Annotated in this window: 19 protein-coding genes, 1 pseudogene and 1 other annotated feature; of the genes and pseudogenes, 8 read left to right on the top strand and 12 right to left on the bottom strand. The window is 42.9% G+C overall.

The features are described 5' to 3' along the window. The first annotated feature begins 66 nt into the window (after positions 1 to 66). The 5 genes from JQX68_RS06340 to JQX68_RS06320 all read left to right on the top strand — a co-directional run bounded on the left by JQX68_RS06340 (position 67) and on the right by JQX68_RS06320 (position 3415). A complete protein-coding gene (locus JQX68_RS06340) occupies positions 67 to 639 on the top strand; it encodes a CYTH domain-containing protein (RefSeq protein ID WP_014663539.1) in 573 nt (190 codons plus the stop codon). Positions 640 to 653: 14 nt separating this feature from the next. Beyond that, positions 654 to 1388, top strand: coding sequence for a bifunctional muramidase/murein lytic transglycosylase (cwlQ, locus tag JQX68_RS06335; protein ID WP_041521297.1), 735 nt, complete (start codon positions 654 to 656; stop codon positions 1386 to 1388). A 251-nt stretch (positions 1389 to 1639) separates the two neighbouring features. Continuing rightward, positions 1640 to 2038 carry a globin domain-containing protein gene (locus JQX68_RS06330; RefSeq protein WP_003232928.1) on the top strand — a complete coding sequence of 133 codons (399 nt, stop codon included), beginning with the start codon at positions 1640 to 1642 and terminating at the stop codon, positions 2036 to 2038. Continuing rightward, positions 2035 to 2934 carry a protease adaptor protein SpxH gene (gene spxH, locus JQX68_RS06325; protein ID WP_041521296.1) on the top strand — a complete coding sequence of 300 codons (900 nt, stop codon included), beginning with the start codon at positions 2035 to 2037 and terminating at the stop codon, positions 2932 to 2934. Before JQX68_RS06330 ends, spxH begins: the two co-directional genes overlap by 4 nt. Before the next feature lie 313 nt (positions 2935 to 3247). Continuing rightward, complete coding sequence (locus JQX68_RS06320; protein ID WP_003244944.1) at positions 3248 to 3415, top strand: hypothetical protein; 168 nt, start codon at positions 3248 to 3250, stop codon at positions 3413 to 3415. Between the two features lie 38 nt (positions 3416 to 3453). Here JQX68_RS06320 and pepF read toward each other — a convergent pair whose 3' ends face one another. Together pepF and JQX68_RS06310 are read right to left on the bottom strand one after the other, a co-directional pair. Then, positions 3454 to 5283, bottom strand: a complete 1830-nt coding sequence (gene pepF / locus JQX68_RS06315) for an oligoendopeptidase F (protein ID WP_187248786.1) — start codon at positions 5281 to 5283, stop codon at positions 3454 to 3456. Positions 5284 to 5512: 229 nt separating this feature from the next. Beyond that, on the bottom strand, positions 5513 to 6634 hold the full coding sequence (locus tag JQX68_RS06310; RefSeq protein ID WP_240345566.1) for a competence protein CoiA: 1122 nt from the start codon (positions 6632 to 6634) through the stop codon (positions 5513 to 5515). Between the two features lie 73 nt (positions 6635 to 6707). On the opposite strand from JQX68_RS06310, the pseudogene JQX68_RS21955 reads away from it, so the two are divergent. Next, positions 6708 to 6827: pseudogene (locus tag JQX68_RS21955) on the top strand (hypothetical protein). On the opposite strand, the gene mecA reads toward JQX68_RS21955, so the two are convergent. Then, a complete protein-coding gene (gene mecA, locus JQX68_RS06305) occupies positions 6822 to 7478 on the bottom strand; it encodes an adaptor protein MecA (protein ID WP_069149371.1) in 657 nt (218 codons plus the stop codon). The pseudogene JQX68_RS21955 and the gene mecA overlap by 6 nt on opposite strands. Continuing rightward, positions 7445 to 7585 carry a hypothetical protein gene (locus JQX68_RS06300; protein WP_134975725.1) on the bottom strand — a complete coding sequence of 47 codons (141 nt, stop codon included), beginning with the start codon at positions 7583 to 7585 and terminating at the stop codon, positions 7445 to 7447. Before JQX68_RS06300 ends, mecA begins: the two co-directional genes overlap by 34 nt. 169 nt (positions 7586 to 7754) lie before the next feature. On the opposite strand from JQX68_RS06300, the gene JQX68_RS06295 reads away from it, so the two are divergent. Next, a complete protein-coding gene (locus JQX68_RS06295) occupies positions 7755 to 8411 on the top strand; it encodes a TerC family protein (RefSeq protein WP_014663533.1) in 657 nt (218 codons plus the stop codon). A 254-nt stretch (positions 8412 to 8665) separates the two neighbouring features. On the opposite strand, the gene spx is transcribed toward JQX68_RS06295, so the two are convergent. The 8 genes from spx to oppA form a co-directional block, all read right to left on the bottom strand. After that, entirely contained in the window at positions 8666 to 9061 is a 396-nt protein-coding gene (spx, locus tag JQX68_RS06290) for a transcriptional regulator Spx (RefSeq protein WP_003245483.1), read from the bottom strand. Between the two features lie 180 nt (positions 9062 to 9241). Beyond that, positions 9242 to 9820, bottom strand: a complete 579-nt coding sequence (locus JQX68_RS06285) for a GNAT family N-acetyltransferase (protein ID WP_003244921.1) — start codon at positions 9818 to 9820, stop codon at positions 9242 to 9244. A gap of 163 nt (positions 9821 to 9983) precedes the next feature. Next, a complete protein-coding gene (locus JQX68_RS06280; protein WP_080478201.1) occupies positions 9984 to 11201 on the bottom strand; it encodes an MFS transporter in 1218 nt (405 codons plus the stop codon). Positions 11202 to 11306: 105 nt separating this feature from the next. Beyond that, positions 11307 to 12224, bottom strand: a complete 918-nt coding sequence (gene oppF / locus JQX68_RS06275; protein ID WP_147771759.1) for an oligopeptide ABC transporter ATP-binding protein OppF — start codon at positions 12222 to 12224, stop codon at positions 11307 to 11309. A gap of 1 nt (position 12225) precedes the next feature. Beyond that, the gene (oppD, locus tag JQX68_RS06270; protein ID WP_147771758.1) at positions 12226 to 13302 is read right to left on the bottom strand and encodes an oligopeptide ABC transporter ATP-binding protein OppD; all 1077 of its coding nucleotides are present in this window, start codon (positions 13300 to 13302) and stop codon (positions 12226 to 12228) included. Between the two features lie 4 nt (positions 13303 to 13306). Continuing rightward, positions 13307 to 14224, bottom strand: coding sequence for an oligopeptide ABC transporter permease OppC (oppC, locus tag JQX68_RS06265; protein WP_003232954.1), 918 nt, complete (start codon positions 14222 to 14224; stop codon positions 13307 to 13309). 3 nt (positions 14225 to 14227) lie between these two features. Beyond that, on the bottom strand, positions 14228 to 15163 hold the full coding sequence (gene oppB, locus JQX68_RS06260; RefSeq protein ID WP_003245554.1) for an oligopeptide ABC transporter permease OppB: 936 nt from the start codon (positions 15161 to 15163) through the stop codon (positions 14228 to 14230). 107 nt (positions 15164 to 15270) lie between these two features. Next, positions 15271 to 16908 (bottom strand): oligopeptide ABC transporter substrate-binding protein OppA, encoded by a 1638-nt coding sequence (gene oppA / locus JQX68_RS06255; protein ID WP_147771757.1) that lies wholly within the window; start codon positions 16906 to 16908, stop codon positions 15271 to 15273. 471 nt (positions 16909 to 17379) lie between these two features. Next, positions 17380 to 17594 (top strand) — a binding site (T-box leader). A 58-nt stretch (positions 17595 to 17652) separates the two neighbouring features. On the opposite strand from oppA, the gene trpS reads away from it, so the two are divergent. Beyond that, positions 17653 to 18645 carry a tryptophan--tRNA ligase gene (gene trpS, locus JQX68_RS06250; RefSeq protein ID WP_038430004.1) on the top strand — a complete coding sequence of 331 codons (993 nt, stop codon included), beginning with the start codon at positions 17653 to 17655 and terminating at the stop codon, positions 18643 to 18645. Positions 18646 to 18662: the final 17 nt, after the last annotated feature.

The following is an 18662-nucleotide window of genomic DNA, read 5'->3' as shown; positions in this document are numbered from 1 at the left end:
GATAAACCAAACATCTAAAGAGATAATAGTAAAAATAAGATTTTCAGGGCGGAAAGGAAGAGTATCATGACCCAAGAAATTGAAATCGAATTTAAAAATATGCTGACCAAACAAGAATTCAAAAACATAACAGCGGCACTCCAGCTGACAGAAAAAGATTTTACAGATCAAAAGAATCATTATTTTGATACAGACAGCTTTGCGCTGAAACAAAAACATGCAGCGCTTCGCATCCGCAGAAAAAACGGAAAGTATGTCCTTACATTAAAAGAGCCGGCTGATGTGGGGCTTCTGGAAACGCACCAGCAGCTTTCAGAGGTATCAGATCTAGCAGCATTTTCAGTTCCCGAGGGCCCTGTGAAGGACCAGCTGCACAAGCTTCAGATCGATACGGATGCCATTCGATACTTTGGATCTTTAGCAACAAACCGAGCGGAAAAAGAAACAGAAAAAGGCTTAATAGTTTTAGACCACAGCCGATATTTAAATAAAGAGGACTATGAAATTGAATTTGAGGCGGCGGATTGGCATGAGGGCAGACAAGCCTTCGAGAAGCTGCTTCAGCAATTCAGCATTCCTCAGCGCGAAACCAAAAATAAAATTCTGCGTTTTTATGAAGAAAAACGAAAGTCTATATAAGGTGGAATGACATCGTGAATGTAACGAATTGGGCAGCTTTACTTCAGCTTCAGGCACTACAGTCCATATCTAATGCACGCAGCAGCTCGGACACTCAGAATACGGAAAGCCCGCTTTCAAGTTTCAGCTCTTTGCTCAGCCAATATACAAACGGTCTGGCATCTCAGCAATCAGCACCTTCTTCATCGCCAAGCCCGCTCAGCATGCTGAACAGCGCGAATACAACAGCGCCGTCACTGCTTTCAGCGTATGGGCTCAACTCATATACGAGCAGCAATTCAGGTTCAATCACAAAAGCGGCAGAAAACACCGAAACAGCTGCTGCAGATTCAGCTTCAAACAAACATGAAGCAAATCAGATCAGTTCGGGAGACTTCTCCGTTGACAGTGCGATTAAAAAAGCCGCTGATAAATATGGCGTCGATGAAAAACTGATTCGTGCCATCATCAAGCAGGAATCAGGCTTTAATGCAAAAGCGGTCAGCGGAGCAGGTGCGATGGGCCTCATGCAGCTGATGCCATCAACAGCAAGCTCACTAGGCGTTTCCAACCCGCTTGATCCGCAGCAAAATGTGGAGGGCGGAACAAAATATTTAAAACAAATGTTGGATAAATACGACGGCAATGTGTCTATGGCATTAGCGGCTTACAACGCCGGACCGGGGAATGTTGACCGGTACGGAGGTATTCCTCCTTTCCAAGAAACGCAAAACTATGTAAAAAAAATAACTTCAGCTTATTACGCGTAACCAGAGGGCTCCCCCTCTGGTTTTTTTGCGAAGTGAAATCTTACGCATTCCTGATTTTTATGTGATATGATATGAAATACAAACCCCGGCTGTCAGCCGAAATGAGTTATCATACGCAAAAAAGGCAGTTTGTTTGTAGAAATGATGCCTTGTTGCTAAAATAAACCTAGATGAAACAATGAAATACAGAAAATTACTTTTTGCAATAGGATTTATGATTCCTATTAGCCATATTTAAAGGAGTAGTCAACATGGGACAATCGTTTAACGCACCTTATGAAGCGATTGGAGAGGAACTTCTATCGCAACTTGTTGATACTTTTTATGAGCGTGTCGCGTCTCATCCTTTGCTGAAGCCGATTTTTCCGAGCGATTTGACAGAAACCGCCAGGAAACAGAAGCAATTCTTAACTCAGTATTTAGGCGGGCCTCCTCTTTATACTGAGGAACACGGCCATCCTATGCTCAGAGCAAGGCATCTTCCCTTTCCAATTACAAACGAGAGAGCTGATGCGTGGCTCAGCTGTATGAAGGACGCAATGGACCATGTAGGGCTGGAGGGCGAAATTCGCGAGTTTTTGTTTGGCCGGCTGGAGTTGACAGCAAGGCATATGGTGAATCAAACGGAAGCGGAGGATCGATCATCTTGACAAACTATCAGCATGAGCTATACTTCGCCCATTGCCACGGTCATCCAAAAAAACCGCTTGAGATTTATATGTTTGTAGACCCTTTATGTCCTGAATGCTGGTCCTTAGAGCCCGTCATCAAAAAGCTGAAAATTAGATACGGACGTTTTTTCACCTTACGCATTATCGCTTCCGCAAGCCTTACCGCTTTAAATAAAAAGCGAAAAAAGCATCTTCTCGCAGAAGCATGGGAAAAGATCGCGAGCCGCTCAGGCATGTCGTGTGACGGCAATCTCTGGTTCGAGCAAGATCAGCCGCTTTCATCACCTTATATGGCTGCTCTCGCTTTTAAAGCAGCCGAATTGCAAGGAAGAAAAGCCGGTATGCAATTTCTCAGAAATATGCAGGAGAGCCTATTTGTTTCAAAGAAAAACATCACCGATGAAAATGTGCTTTTGGAGATTGCTGAAAATACAAGTCTCGATCTTGAAGAATTTAAAAAAGATCTGCATTCTCAAAGCGCGGTCAAGGCGCTTCAATGTGACATGAAAATTGCTGCTGAGATGGATGTTTCTGTTAATCCGACACTGACGTTCTTCAATACGCAGCATGAGGATGAAGGGCTTAAAGTTCCTGGAAGCTACTCATATGATGTATATGAAGAAATTTTATTTGAGATGCTTGGCGACGAGCCGAAGCCGTCGGAAACACCGCCTTTAGAATGTTTTATTGAATATTTCCGCTTCGTTGCCTCGAAGGAAATTGCTCTTGTGTATGACCTGAGCCTTGAAGAGGTAGAAAAAGAAATGAAAAAATTGGCGTTTGCTAAAAAGGTTGCCAAAGTGGAAGCCAAACACGGAATGTTTTGGAAGTCTCTCAGCACTTATTCTGATGAATATCAATCATGTGAAAAATAGCCGCAGGCGTGCATATGCTTGAGGCTGTTTTTTTGCGCCAAAACCAAACGTATGTTCTTAATTTAATACTAAAGAAACCGCGCCGGGATAAGCGCGGTTTCATATGTCTTAACGACAACAAAGGGGATGGGAGAAATTTTTCACGGTCAAACAAAGGGGTAATGTTTGTTTGTGATCAATTTCACATCCTTATGATAACAAAAGATGTCGACTTTTGACAACCTCTATGCTTAATGTTCATATTTTTGTCACAAAACATAACGGAGTCCATTCACTCATATCCTTATAAGGAAAAAGGACGAGGAGGACCGCCATGATGTCTACTTTGATCTCGATTGTGTGCATTGCCGTTTTTTTCTGTCTGAATATCTTAGGCATGATGCATATGCTGCCGCTTTATATTACCTCTCCTCTGCTGTTTCTGTCTATTTTGTTTACCCTCTACCGCTTGAATCACCGGAAAACCTTTAAAGGGTTTTAAAAAAGCCTGTGCGTCATTTACGCACAGGCTTACTTTTTTTAAGACTGCTTGACTTTCATCAGCAGCTCTTCCATTTCATCGAGTTTTTCTTCAAACATTTTGCAAGCAGCTTCGATTGGCTCTGGAGACGTCATATCAACGCCCGCTTTTTTCAGGACATCAATCGGGTATTGTGAGCTTCCCGCTTTCAGGAAGTCAATATAACGGTCAACCGCAGGCTTCCCTTCCTTCAAAATCTGGCTGCTTAATGCTTGGGCAGCGCTGTACCCCGTCGCATACTGATACACATAGTAATTGTAATAGAAGTGCGGAATCCGCGACCATTCAAGGCCGATTTCCTTATCAATCACCATGCCGTCTCCGAAATACTTTTTATTCAGATCGTAATAAACATTTGTCAGAAGCTCAGGTGTAAGCGGCTCGCCTTCTTGCGCCTTTGTATGGATCAGATGTTCAAACTCGGCAAACATCGTTTGTCTGAAGACCGTTCCCCTAAAGCCTTCAAGCATATGGTTGAGAATATATAAACGCTGTTTTTCATCCTCTAAATTATTCAGCAGATATTCGCCAAGAAGCGCTTCATTTGTCGTAGAAGCAACTTCTGCGACAAAGATGCTGTAATTGCCGTATGGATATGGCTGGTGCTTTCTCGTATAGTAGCTGTGTACGGAATGTCCAAACTCGTGCACGAGCGTAAAGAGATTATTGACGTTATCATGCCAGTTCATCAAAATATACGGATTCGTGCCGTAAGCTCCTGATGAATAAGCGCCATTGCGTTTTCCTTTATTTTCATAAACGTCCACCCAGCGGTTTTCCAGCCCTTCTTTTAGGATAGAGGCATATTCCTCCCCTAAAGGTGCGAGGCCTTTCAGCATGTAATCTTTGGCTTCCTCGTATGTCACCTTCATGCCCGCATCCTTCACAAGCGGTGTATACAGATCATAGATATGCACTTCATCAAGCTCTAGCACTTTCTTTCTCAGCGCGATATATCGGTGAAGAAGAGGCAAATGCTTATTAATCGTCTTCACGAGGTTATCGTATACTTCCTCAGGAATGCTGTTGTTAGAAAGCGCAGCCTCACGCGCTGAATTGTACTTTTTCACTCTCGCGTAGAAGTTGTCCTTTTTCACAGTGCCGCTTAGTGTCGTGGCCATTGTGTTTTTATATTGTCCGTACGTTTTATACACTGCGTCAAACGCATTTTTGCGGACTTCGCGGTTTTCACTTTCCAAGAAGTTAATAAAGTTGCCGTGAGTGATCTGTTTTTCATTCCCATCTTCGTCTTTAATGGACGGGAACGTAATATCTGCGTTATTTAACACGCTGAATGTATTTGAAGATGACCCTAATACCTCGGAAGCCTCAGCAAGCAGCGCCTCTTCCTTCTCGCTCAGCACATGCGGACGTTCCTTTGTAATCTCCTCAATCGCATGAGAGTACAGCTTTAATTCTTCTTTTTCAAGAATGAACTGCTGCAGTTTGTCTTCTTCTATGGATAAAATTTCAGGAACCAAATAAGCTGTCGCGCTGGCGGCCTGTGTATACAGGTTTCCCGCCTTGTCATTCAGCCCTTGGTAAAAGGAGTTCCCGGTATCCTGGTCAGAGCGCATATGCGCATATGTGTACAGCCTTCCCAGCCGCTCCATCACTTTATCTTGGTACGTAAGAGCCTCGTATAAATGATCAGCTGAATCGGCCAGCTTTCCTTTATACTTAGATAAATTCGGAATTAATTCTTTTACAGCTTGAAATTCTTTATTCCAGGCCTCATCACTAGGAAAAATATCCTCAAGTCTCCATGTGTCTTCTGCCTTTACCTCACTTCTGTCAGGCAGTTGATTTGCTTTTTTTTCCTCAGCCATGGTGATCCCCCTCGTCTTCTTTGATTCAAGCCAATTGAAAAAGCAACTGTTTCCCAATAAACTTGTGTTGTGAATATCTTCCGGTTTTTCACTGCCTTTTGTCAAATCATATGCAGTAATGAAGAGAACGAATGCCAAAAAAGCAGTAAAAACACGAAAAACCTTTCCTTTTGTGCCGTTCACAGCCAGCCCACCACCTTTGTCTTAGGGTGAGCCAAATCAGACAAACTCATTCTATAAAACAGCTGCGGTCTCTTTCTATGAGATCCTGCATTGAGCGAATGCCATCTGCAGGCTGGTTCAGCACATATACTTCTTTCTGAGTCTCCCTTAAAAATCCCTTCTTGCACAAAAAATCAATGTACTGTTTAACAGCTTCTGAAAGACACTCTTCGCTGCATTCGAATCTGAGTGCAATGTTCTTTTTATGAATGTGCAGTTTGCATTGCTGTAAAACGGCTGAAAAACGAATTGGCGCATGTTTCTCTCCAAGATCCGTGATAAACAGGTAAAGAAACCCCTGCCACACAAAAACCGGACTCTTAAAAACTGCCCCTTTTACAACAGGAACAAACACTTCAGTCGGCAGAAAAGAAAAGGGTGTCTGCCGCTTCTCATAAAACAGCTGCTTAAGGCGGTTTGTTTCCTTTGAGTTAAACCGATGGGGTTTATGGCGAAAACGGTGTATCGCTTTCGTCCAGCCTGAATATTGAATTGAGGATTTCGGTTCAGTAAAAAAAAGATCGTCTATACCTGCCCGATGGATAGGGATCGTTTGGACTGAGGAATAAGAATGGGTTGTGTAGAATGGAATGATGTGGCTGAGCCGGAGAAAAGAACGCCTTTCCGGACAATAACATATCAGTTCTCTGTATGGGTTTGCATTGATAAATTGCCAATGAAAAGCTGAAAGCTGATAAAAGGACGAAGCAGTCCGTTGTAAGCGGCTGTGTCCCATAATCCACTGCGGGATGATCCCTGCTTGTTTGAAGCCCTCTGTCCGCTTTTGAAAGACATCCGGACTGATCGTGGCACATTGATATTCAACAGCAAGCATACGCTCCTTGATCCTTGCCAAGACGTCCGGTCTCTGGTTGATTTCCTTTATATACGGTTCCAATATGGGAGAAGCCTTTTGCGTTTTCAGCCATACGTACAGCTGCCTTTTTCCTTCTAAATGGTAGGCACTTTCCGGTTCTATGTCTATGGAGCAGGACTTGTTCTGTTTATGGGCGAAATGCGGCGCTTTTTGAAGTCCGAGCTTCACAGCAAGCTCTTCTCCGCATACCGGACAGAAGAATCGTTTCCGCTTTAATTTTTGGCTTTGCTGAGCGCCTAAAAGGTGAAACATTTGACCGTCTTCAGTCATAGCACTAAACAATAGTCATCTCTCCTTTCCAGATGAGGTATACTTTCTGGATAAATTGATCAACTCCTGTTCGCTGTATTTTCGCTTGTACGTATGTTTTCGATTTTTCACATCTTAAAATTGCATTTTAGTGCATAAAAAAACCGATTTCCGGAAAGAAATCGGTTTGCTATGATGCAAAGTGTTTTTTTATCGTTTCTAGAGCATGCTCTGAAATAATCAGCTTGCCGTACTCTTCAAGACGGTGTATGCTGATTGAGGATTCATTTGCGTACTCCAGCAGGATGCTTAGCTGATTTTCAACCTCTTCATCAGTCATATTGCAAAAATCCACATATAAATAATATCGGTTCTCAAACGAATATAAAGTCGTTTTGCTTCCGTTAACGTTCAAATTAGATAGAGAAATAACATCCTCAAAATCGCCAAATCGCAAGACAAATTGAAGCTTTTGCTCCTTCTCTTCCTGATTGATGGCCTGCTCTTCTTTCTGGAAATCATCCAGCAAGGCGTCAAGGTCCTCAGATGCTGGTTCTTGCTTTTTATCCTCAGGAATCGGCAGTTCGAGCTTTTGTCCGTCTTTGGAAAGCTGGGCTTTTGTGACGATGATTTCTAATCCTTTGTCAAGCGCCTGAACTTGAATCCAAAGAGGGCCTTCCACAGCGAATTCCTCTTCTTCATGAACTTCATCCATGACTTCCCAGAACAGTTCTTCACTGCGCTCACGGTTATACCAAATTTCTTCTCTGTCAAAACCGCGATCTTCAATATCTCCGTAAGACATATAAAATTTTACTGTATGCTCGTTAATTCTTTCAATTTCCATTTGCCAACCTTCCCTTCTATATAAGATGTTGAAGGGACATCTAAGCTCCCGATTAATTGTACTTTACTACACTTTACCCATTCCGTCCACATCTTAACCTTAAGCAAGGCCAGTGTGAATTCCTTTGTATTTCTATTTTATGATAAAACAGTCACAAAAGAAATAAAAATGCACCTTTGCCTAAAAAACGGCAGTTCAGGCTGCTGATATCATAAAATACGGCCTGTCTCATATAGTAGTAGTACAAGCGAAGGACTGAAAGCGAGGTGCCGATTCATGGAGCATGACTATCTGATTTCTCTGCTTGTTATTGTTGGGATCGACCTGATCCTCGGCGGAGATAATGCGGTCGTCATTGCCATGGCCAGCAGACATTTGCCGGACAAGCAAAGACAGCAAGCTATTATTCTCGGAACATTTATAGCCGTTGCCATGAGAATCGGATTAACAAGTGCAGCAGTATATCTTTTGAACATTCCGTTCTTGCAGTGCGCCGGCGGAATTTTCCTGCTGTATTTAGGATATCAGCTGCTGATCGAAAAAAAAGATACGCAGCACATTAAAAGCAGCACCTCTTTGTGGAGAGCGATACGAACGATTGTGCTTGCAGATCTCTTTATGTCGCTGGACAATGTCATCGCAGTTGCAGGAGCATCACACGGTGAGTTTTCTCTCGTCGTCATAGGTTTGTGTGTATCGGTTCCGGTTATTATTTGGGGCAGCAAACTCATCCATATTGCACTAGGGAAAATACCGCTTCTGATTTACGCGGGAAGCGGGCTGCTTGCTTATACTGGCGGAGAAATGATTGTCAGAGACAAAAAGCTGTCTCTTTTTATGGCGCAGCACGGCACAGTCGAAACACTCCTCCCCATTTTGACGGTTGCCTTTGTCATTCTTGCGAGCATTTATTACCAGCAGGTTGAAAAATAAAAGGAGGCTGATGACCCAGCATTCTTTCAGCGTGTCGACAAACCTTTGCATTCGTTGTCAGACCTGCGCGTCGGTGCTCACGAATAAACATATTCGTTGTGCTCCAATGCTCGGCCTTCCTAGACTTCAAAGGTTTTCAATCACGCTGAACTAAAAAGGTAACAAAATCCTAAAACAAAAAACCGTTTTAGGATTTTGTCAACTATCTAAAAAAGAAGGCTGATGACTCAGCCTTCTTTTGATGATACGATCTATTAGTTTGCCAAACGCTGTGCTTCTCTTAATTGGAAAGAGCGAACTTTTCTTGGCAGGAAACGTCTGATTTCGTCTTCGTTATATCCGACTTGCAAACGTTTTTCGTCGATGATGATCGGACGGCGAAGCAAACCTGGATGCTCGTTGATCAAGCGGTACAAATCTTGCAGCGGCATAGATTCAACGTTCACATTGAGTTTTTGGAATACTTTTGAACGGGTTGAGATGATTTCATCTGTTCCGTCCTCAGTCATTCGAAGAATTTGTTTTATTTCATCAATTGATAAAGGTTCAGAGAAAATGTTTCTTTCTACAAATGGAATCTCGTGCTCCTCGAGCCACGCTCTCGCCTTTCTGCATGAAGTACAGCTTGGTGATGTGTATAGTGTAACCATTCATCTTCACTCCTCTAATTAGTAGGATGAACATCTATTTTATTCTTAAATTGAAATTACTCTAAAAAAGGAATCTTTACAGGTATTATACTATAAAAAAGTAAGTGTGAACAGTATCCTAAGAAAAAAATGTGTCAATCCAGCAAATTTTTAATGTTCATGATATGTTCTTATTCTCAATTAGCTTAACTGATCGAAAATATTTTTTTGTTTTTCTTCATCGATGATTTCCAAGACTTCATCCGTTTTTTCGTACGATTCTCCGTACCATTTCTCATCTTTATAAGTATGAATGTTTTCATATGTCTGTTTCATGGCTTCAAGAATTTCTTCTTCTGATTCTGTTTTCGGTGACCAGTACAGAATCTCCATCTTGTTTACTTCATTCGTAGCCAATGACCGGCGACGGTACCCAATTGACTGAGCATGCTTGAAATGCTCTCTTTGATAAAATCTCAGGCGTTTTTCTGTATCAGTATCATCTTCATCCACAGGTTCCACCTCGAGCAATATGGGCTTATTTTTCTTTTTCAGCTTTGCGATCAATTTGCCGCCAAGCCCCTGCCCTCTTGCATCCTTAGACACATACAGATAATCAACGAAAATAAAAGAATCGAATTCCGCAAACATTAAAATATGATGTTTGCCTTCATCTTTATGGTAAATATCGCTTCGCTCTTTCAGAAGAGCTTCCATATGCGCTTTTGATTTCATTTCTTCAATTGGAAAGTACTCGCTAAGCTTTTCATACCAGTTCATTGATTTGCTCCTTATGAGTTCATTGTCTTCATACTTTTAGATATACCCCATTTCTTCTTGTTTAAACAGCCTTACATCTATAAAGACGTACGAACTTCCGCCATGGTTTCATTTTTTTTCAGAATGAACGGAGCCAGCTGCTCCGTTTATTCTGAAGTGCATCTCATTGAACTCGGTTTTCCCGCCTGTAATGAACAAGCCGGGGCTGTGCCAGTGCAATCAGAAACGTCATGATATATAATGCAGCAGCTGCAATAAAAGCTGTTTTCGCACCAGCCGCATCAGCCACTAATCCCATAATGGAGTAGGTGACGCCTGCCCAAGGAGTTAAAATTGCATTTTTTGCAGCCATGATTCCGATACGTTTCTGTTCGGGAATAACCTCCTGCAGCATGGTTTCCTGGCAAATATCACGCACCTGATAAAAAGGCCCCATTGCGGCACAAGCCAGCGCGCATAAAAACGGGATTGTGGAAATTGAGAACAGAAGGGTCAGCGCCGCCATCACAAGCGAGCAGAAAATAATAGCGCAGCCCATGTTCCGCTCAAAAAAAGCAGAAAAACGAATCGCAATCACACTACCGACAATGGCACCTATAAAATAAGAAGCGTTAAACATCCCCCACCACGCTTCTGTTTCATGTAAAACAATCGCAGTAAAGGCGAGAAGAATAGCAGACGACCAAACAGAACCCGCCAAAGCTTCTATCATGTCCATAAAAGTAATGTCTCTTACAATAGGAATAATCATTAAATCCTTCCATATACTTCTGCCAGATGCTTTTTCATCTGTTTCATCAGTCGTTTTTTCATTTATATGAAGCCCCTTGAGGGAAACTCCCGAAAGAACAAACAGGCAAATGGCTGCACCGACAACGACTTCAAAAGGGACGGCATACGTCAGAAGGCCTCCAAGGCCCCAGCCTGCTGTTAAGAACAATTGATTCGAGAGGGAGATCACGCCATTCGCTTTTACATAGTGCTCTTTTGGAACAATAATTGGCAGCAGCGCGAATCTTGCCGGCTGAAAAAAAGCGCCCGCGAAGGAAAAACAGAACACAAACAGCAGCGTAATCCAAAAGAATGCCTGTCCGTGATGAGTGACACTGTATGACATCAGGATTGTAAAGACCGCTCTCAGCAGATTTGCGCCCGCAAGCACCTTTTTAAAACCGAGATTGCGAAGCACCGGAGAGACGCAAAAGCTTGCCGCTATACTTGCAAATGACATGAACGATAATACGAGTCCAGCCAAAAAAACGGAGTCAGTCATTTGATAAACACGGACCATTAAAACGATTGTGACAAGGACTCCTGCTAAGGATTGTAGAGATTGAGACAGCAATAGCGCAAAAACATTTTTGTTATGCAAAAATTGAATCGTATTTCGCCTCCGCTTTTTCCTCTAATTGTAAATGTTATCATTCTCACTTTCTATGGAGACGCAAAAAAATCCTTCAAGAGATTCTCTTGAAGGATTGATGAATCATGAAAAAGCTTTAAATTCGGCTTCCGTGCACATCACAAAATGTCCCGGTTTGACTTCACGGAATTCCATCGTTTCCCCATCTTTTAATTGATGGACGGACGGATCATATTTCTGGCGGACGCGATTTCTCTCATAGTCCGGATCTGGAAGCGGAATCGCAGAAAGCAATGATTTTGTATACGGGTGAAGCGGATTTTCATAAAGCTCATCTGCCGGCGCAAGCTCAACCAGTTTCCCGAAATACATGACTCCAATGCGGTCGCTGATATATTTGACCATCGATAAATCGTGGGCAATAAACAGGTATGTGAGCCCTTTTTCTTTTTGCAGTTCTTTCATTAAATTCACGACCTGCGCTTGAATGGATACATCCAAAGCGGAAATCGGCTCATCCGCGATAATGAATTCCGGATCAACAGCAAGCGCTCTGGCAATCCCGATTCTTTGGCGCTGGCCGCCGGAAAATTCATGGGGATAGCGATTCGCGTGTTCCTTGTTCAATCCCACTGTTTCCAATAGTTCATGAACCCGCTGCATCCGCTCTTTTTTCGTTTTCGCCAGCTTATGAATATCAAGCCCTTCAGCAATAATATCAGCAACTGTCATTCTCGGATTCAGGGACGCATATGGGTCTTGGAAAATCATCTGCATTTTGCGGTTGAATTCCAGCAGCTTTTTCCGCGATTTTTTCCCGTGCACATTTTCGCCGTTGAACAGCACCTCACCATCGGTTGCTTCGTACAGCCGGATAATGCTTCGGCCTGTTGTCGATTTACCGCAGCCAGATTCACCAACCAGCCCTAATGTTTCACCTTTATAGATATCAAATGATAAATCATCTACAGCCTTAACCGTTCCTCTCGGTGTGACAAAGTGCTGTTTTAAATGTTTGATTTCTAATAGTTTTTTAGCCAATTTATTCACCTTCTCTCACTAAGACAGGTTTTTCATACGTATTTGCCAGCTTACGCATTTTCGCTTTTACCGCTTCAGGCGGCTCTACCTTTGGCGCGTCGGGATGAAGCAGCCATGATTTGACATAATGAGTATCAGATACCTTAAACATTGGCGGCTCCTGTTCAAAATCGATTTTCATCGCATAAGAGCTCCGCAGGGCAAAAGCATCTCCTTTTGGCGGGTTTGTCAAATCAGGCGGCGTGCCCGGAATGGCAGTCAGCTCTTCCTCTCCTGAACTTTCCAGTGTCGGCATGGATGCAAGAAGCCCCCAAGTATAAGGATGTCTCGGATCGTAGAAAATTTCGTCTACCGTACCTGTTTCTACAATCTGTCCCGCGTACATGACAGCGACCCGGTCAGCAACGTTTGCCACAACACCAAGATCGTGTGTGATAAAGATGATGGACGTGTCAATTTTCTTTTGCAAATCCTTCATCAATTCCAGAATTTGCGCTTGAATCGTTACATCAAGTGCAGTGGTCGGCTCGTCGGCGATCAAAAGCTTCGGATTCGCCGCAAGCGCCATGGCGATGACAACCCGCTGCCTCATACCGCCTGAAAATTCGTGCGGAAATTGGTTCACCCGCTTTTCCGGCATTGGGATACCGACTAATTCCAGCAGTTCAACCGCGCGTTTTTTAGCCGCTTCCTTTGAGATCTTTTCGTGTTTAAAAAGCACTTCCGTAATTTGTTTACCGACCTTCATCGTTGGATTTAAGGAGGTCATCGGATCTTGGAATATCATGCCGATCTCTTTTCCCCGGACATTTTGCATTTCTTTTTCGGACAGCGGCACCAGATCCTTCCCTTCAAACAGGATTTCACCGCGTTTGAAATAACCCGGAGGCATTGGAATCAGCTTCATAATCGCCTGAGAGGTTACACTTTTTCCGGAACCTGATTCTCCGACGATAGCCAGCGTCTCTCCTTTTTCCAGATGGAAATTCACTCCGCGGATCGCTTGGACCTCTCCGCCATATGTTTTAAATGAAATTGCTAAATCTTTTACTTCTAATAGGCGTGTCACCCGTATCACTCCCTTATTTACGTAACTTAGGATCCAATGCGTCTCTTAATCCGTCGCCGACAACGTTAAAGCCAAACATTGTAATGCAGATAAATCCGGCAGGGAAGAACAAACGCCACGGATAATAGGTCAATGCAGGCAATCCGTCAGAAGCCATCGTTCCCCAGCTTGCCAGCGGAGCCGGGACACCGAGTCCCAAATAGCTTAAAAAGGCTTCTGTGAAAATCGCAGTAGGAACTGTCAATGTCATCGTGACCAAAATGGAACCCATTGCGTTTGGCACGATATGTTTAAACAGCAGACGGGATGTTTTTGCACCCAGTGTCTGTGAAGCAAGCACATACTCTTGATTCTTCAGCTGCAGCACTTGTCCGCGCACGATTCTGGCCATGTTAATCCAGCCCGTAATCGTCATGGCAATAATAATCGTAAATAGCCCTTTCGGAAGAACAACCATCAGTAAGATAACCATTAATAATGAAGGAACTGCCCAAAGGATATCAGCGATACGCATCATAATTTCATCTGTTCTTCCTCCGCGGAAGCCTGAAATGCTCCCCCAAATGACGCCGATCAGCAAATCAAGAACAGCGGCTGCGACACCGATAAAGATTGAGATTCGCGCTCCTACCCATGTACGGACGAAAATGTCCCGTCCAAGATCATCTGTGCCGAACCAGTGATCTTTTGAAGGCGGCTTATCCGCATTTAAGAGATTAGTAGTTGAATAATCATACCTTGAGAACATCGGCGCAAAAATGGCCATAAGGATAATGAGCACGATAATGATAAGCCCGACCATTGCAAGCTTATTGCTGCGGAAGCGAAGCATCGCATCTTTCCAGAGGGAAAGGCTCTTTTTACTTATTTTTTCTGCATCGCCGGCATTCGCTGCGGCTGGTTCAAACATGTTTTTCGGAATGTTCTGCATGGCCTAGGCTCCTTTCTTTGCTTTGGAAAGCTTGATTCTTGGATCAATAATGCCGTATAACACATCAACGATTAATACACACAATAGCAGGATGACACTGAAGAACACCGTTACACCCATAATGACCGTATAATCACGGTTTGTAATACTGTTGACGAAGTGTGCACCAAGCCCCGGGATCCCAAAAATGGTTTCAATAATGAAGCTCCCCGTTAAGACCTGTGCGGCCATCGGGCCCATATATGTAACAACCGGCAAAAGCGCGTTTCGGATGGCGTGCCGCACAGTAACCGCTGGGCGGGACAGCCCTTTCGCTTTCGCTGTGCGGATATAATCACTGTTTAACACTTCGATCATGCTTGAACGGGAAAGTCTGGCAATAAACGCCATCGGCATGGAAGCAAGTGCGATTGAAGGCAAAAAGGTGTATGCCCAGGAATCCCACCCCGCGACCGGAAATAGCCCAAGCTTCATGGAGAACACATATTGCAGAACAGCCGCCATGATAAAGCTCGGAACCGAAATACCAAATATCGTTAAAATCGCGACGGTATAATCCTGCCACTTATTATGGTAAAGGGCTGCAATGACCCCAAACAATACACCTAACGCTAAAGCGAGGAGAATAGCTTCTGCTCCAAGAGTAAATGAAACGGGGAAACCTGAACTGATCAGGTCGTTAACACTCTGACCTTTATATTTAAATGACGGTCCGAAATCCCACATTGCAACTGATTTCAAATAACTGACATATTGTACAAACAGCGGCTTGTCCAAGCCATAATGCGCATTTAAATTTGCTTCAATTTCAGGCGGAAGCTTTTTCTCACCTGAAAATGGCCCGCCCGGTGCTGCTTGCATTAAGAAGAATGTCACAGTTACAATCACAAATAGTGTGATAATCATATAGACTAAGCGTCTTCCGATATATTTTAGCAAGGGGGAACACCTCCATGGTTTTTACATTTTTATACTCCATCAGTAAGAAAGGTATATGGGGCTTTTCTCCCCATATACCTTGAGGTCTTTTATTTTCAGACATAGCCTTATTTAAAATATGCGTTTCTGAAATAAACCTCACCAGTACCTGGCATGATAACACCTTTTAGGTTTTCATCCTGTACCCAAGTATCAGTATAGAAATAGATTGGGGCAACCGGCATTTCATCAATGAAAATACCTTCTGCTTTTTTCAGCAGCTCTGCACGTTTTGTTTTATTTGTTTCAGTTTGTGACTGGTTCAGCAATTTTTTGAATTCTGGATTTTCCCAGCCCGTATCGTTATTTCCTCCGTCTTTGTCACGGAACAATTCTAAAAAGTTAATAGGATCGTTAAAGTCGCCAAGCCAGCCCATGCGGCCGATTTGATAATCTTGGCTGTGGAGCTTATCAATATAGACATTCCATTCTGAATTATCAAGCTCAACATCAACGCCTAAATTTTTCTTCCACATTTCTTGTACGGCTTGAGCGATTTTCGCATGTGCATCATCAGTGTTATAAGACAATTTGATTTTCGGCAAGTCAGATGCCTTGCTTAAGCCCATTTCTTTTAGGCCTTTTTCAAGGTATTCTTTTGCTGTTTTGATATCGTTGTCTTTGAAGTAGCCTTCTTTGTTATCCTCAAATCCCTTCATTGTCGGCGGCACCGCAGCCATTGCCGGGATTTGCTCTCCTTGCGTAACGTTTTTAACAATCGACTGACGGTCAAGCGAATATGTTAATGCTTTACGGATATTGACGTTGTCTAGCGGCTTAGCTTCAGTGTTGAATTTGTACCAATACACACCTGCGATCGGCTCAACATGTAAAGAACCGTCTTTTTTCAAGGAAGGGAGAGATTCTGTCGGAAGCTGCCCGAGCGGCATACCGGCCCAATCAAGTTCGCTAGCTTGGAATTTTTTCAATTCCGTATTGTTATTGTTGATCATAACCATATTGATTTTCTTCAGTTTGACTTTGTCTTTATCCCAATACTGGTCATTTTTTTCGAGAGTAATAGAACCGCTGTGTTTCCATGCTGTCATTTTGAACGGCCCGTTTGATACATAATCATCCCCAGCATTTGTATTCCACTTTTTATTTTTCTCTGCAATTTTCTTGTTGATCGGCATATACGTATAGAACGCAGTTAATTCAGTGAAATATGGAGTCGGGTTATTTAATTCAACCTTCAGCGTTTTGTCATTCACGGCTTTTACTGCCACATCATCTAGGCTGCCTTTGCCTGTATTCGCCGCTTCAGCACCTTTTATGTAGTAGAGCTGGTAAGCGTATTGTGATTCATTATTAGGGTCAAGCGCCCATTTCCAAGCATATTCAAAATCTTGTGCTGTTACAGGGTCTCCATTAGACCATTTCACACCATCACGAATAGTGAATGTATATGTTTTACCGTCCTTGCTTGTTTCGATTTTAGATGCCATGCCTTCTTCAGGCTCCCCATCTGCATTAATGCGTGTCAATCCTTCAAAAGTCTGACGGATGACACCGCCTGAAACTGAATCATTTGCCAATCCCGGATGTAAGGAGAACGGCTCAGTTTTAATATTAATGTTAAGTGTTGTCTTTCCTTTACTGTCCTTTTTCCCTTCACCGTTTGATCCGCTGCCGCCAAAGCCGCAAGCGCTCAGCACGAGAGTGAAAATGAGCATCAACGTGACAATCGACCAACGTTTTTTCATATTCGCAAACCCCCTAATAAGAATTTTTCAGCTCCTTACGGCTAAATCCTCAGAAATATCAGACAAATGAACCTAAGTTTCCATAACTTTTATTCTGTTCCGTCTTTTCTGATTATTTTTGTAAAAAAGCTGTAACAATAGAGTGAACAAGTTCATTATAATGAAACAAATAATTTATTGCAATATTATTTTATCAATTTAAAATATTTAAACTTCGTTAGTTTTTCTTCCACGAACATAATATCCTTCTACCATTTAAAGCATAAATTGATTAAAAACTTTTTCATGAGTTTTCTATCCATATTGCTTTTTACATATAATATCTGCCTGTTTTCACACTGATAGCAGTTATCATTTAAGGGTTTTACAGCACCCATGTTATTTATATCATTACAATGTTACTGGGAAAAAGAATGTTTTTTCATGATGACAATTGGTTATAATTGATTTATAATGAAGCAATCAAAAGAAAAGCGTGCTATGAAGAAGAGTAGTACACATTTCACCTGTTTGAAGAGAGTCTGCGGTGCTGGGAGCAGATAACGGGCAATGTGGAATGGACTTTGGAGCAGCTGACCGAACCCGAAAAAAGTAGGCTCAGCCGGAGCAGACTCCGTTACAAACGTCAGAGTGATTCCATTTTAATGGAATAATCAGGGTGGTACCACGGTTCATTCGTCCCTTTTTTATAGGGGAAGAATGAGCCTTTTTTATTATGTTTTAAGAAATGAGGTTGATGTTTTCATGAAACAAACGATTTTTTCAGGCATTCAGCCAAGCGGCTCTGTTACGCTCGGCAACTATATCGGTGCAATGAAGCAGTTTGTCGAACTGCAGCATGATTATAACAGCTATTTTTGCATCGTCGATCAGCATGCGATAACTGTTCCTCAAGACCGGCTTGAGCTTAGAAAGAATATCCGCAATCTCGCGGCGCTTTACTTAGCTGTCGGACTTGATCCAGAAAAAGCAACATTGTTTATTCAGTCCGAGGTTCCCGCGCATGCGCAGGCCGGATGGATGATGCAGTGTGTCGCTTATATCGGCGAGCTTGAGCGGATGACTCAATTTAAGGACAAATCCAAAGGCAATGAAGCTGTCGTCTCCGGCCTGTTAACATACCCGCCGCTGATGGCCGCTGATATTCTGCTGTACGGAACGGATCTTGTGCCTGTTGGTGAGGATCAAAAGCAGCACCTTGAGCTGACGCGGAATCTCGCAGAACGCTTCAACAAAAAATACAACGACATCTTCACGATTCCGGAAGTGAAAATTCCAAAAGTCGGTGCACGCATCATGTCTCTGAATGATCCGCTGAAGAAGATGAGCAAATCTGATCCGAACCAGAAATCTTATATTACACTGCTGGATGAACCAAAGCTTCTTGAAAAGAAAATCAAAAGCGCTGTGACAGATTCCGAGGGCATTGTAAAATTTGACAAAGAAAACAAACCGGGTGTTTCCAACCTTCTTACGATTTATTCAATCCTCGGCAATACGACAATTGAAGAGCTTGAAGCAAAATACGAAGGAAAAGGCTACGGCGAGTTTAAAGGTGATTTGGCAGAAGTCGTGGTGAACGCATTAAAACCGATCCAGGACCGCTATTATGAGCTGATAGAATCTGAAGAATTAGACCGGATTCTTGATGAAGGCGCGGAACGGGCGAACCGGACAGCAAACAAAATGCTGAAAAAAATGGAGAATGCCATGGGTCTTGGAAGAAAAAGACGCTGATCAAAAAACCGCTCTTT

Source organism: Bacillus sp. LJBS06, assembly GCF_016924995.1.
Taxonomy (GTDB): domain Bacteria; phylum Bacillota; class Bacilli; order Bacillales; family Bacillaceae; genus Bacillus; species Bacillus stercoris.
Note: the sequence above shows the minus strand (reverse complement) of the source record. Positions and strands in the feature narration are given on the sequence as shown.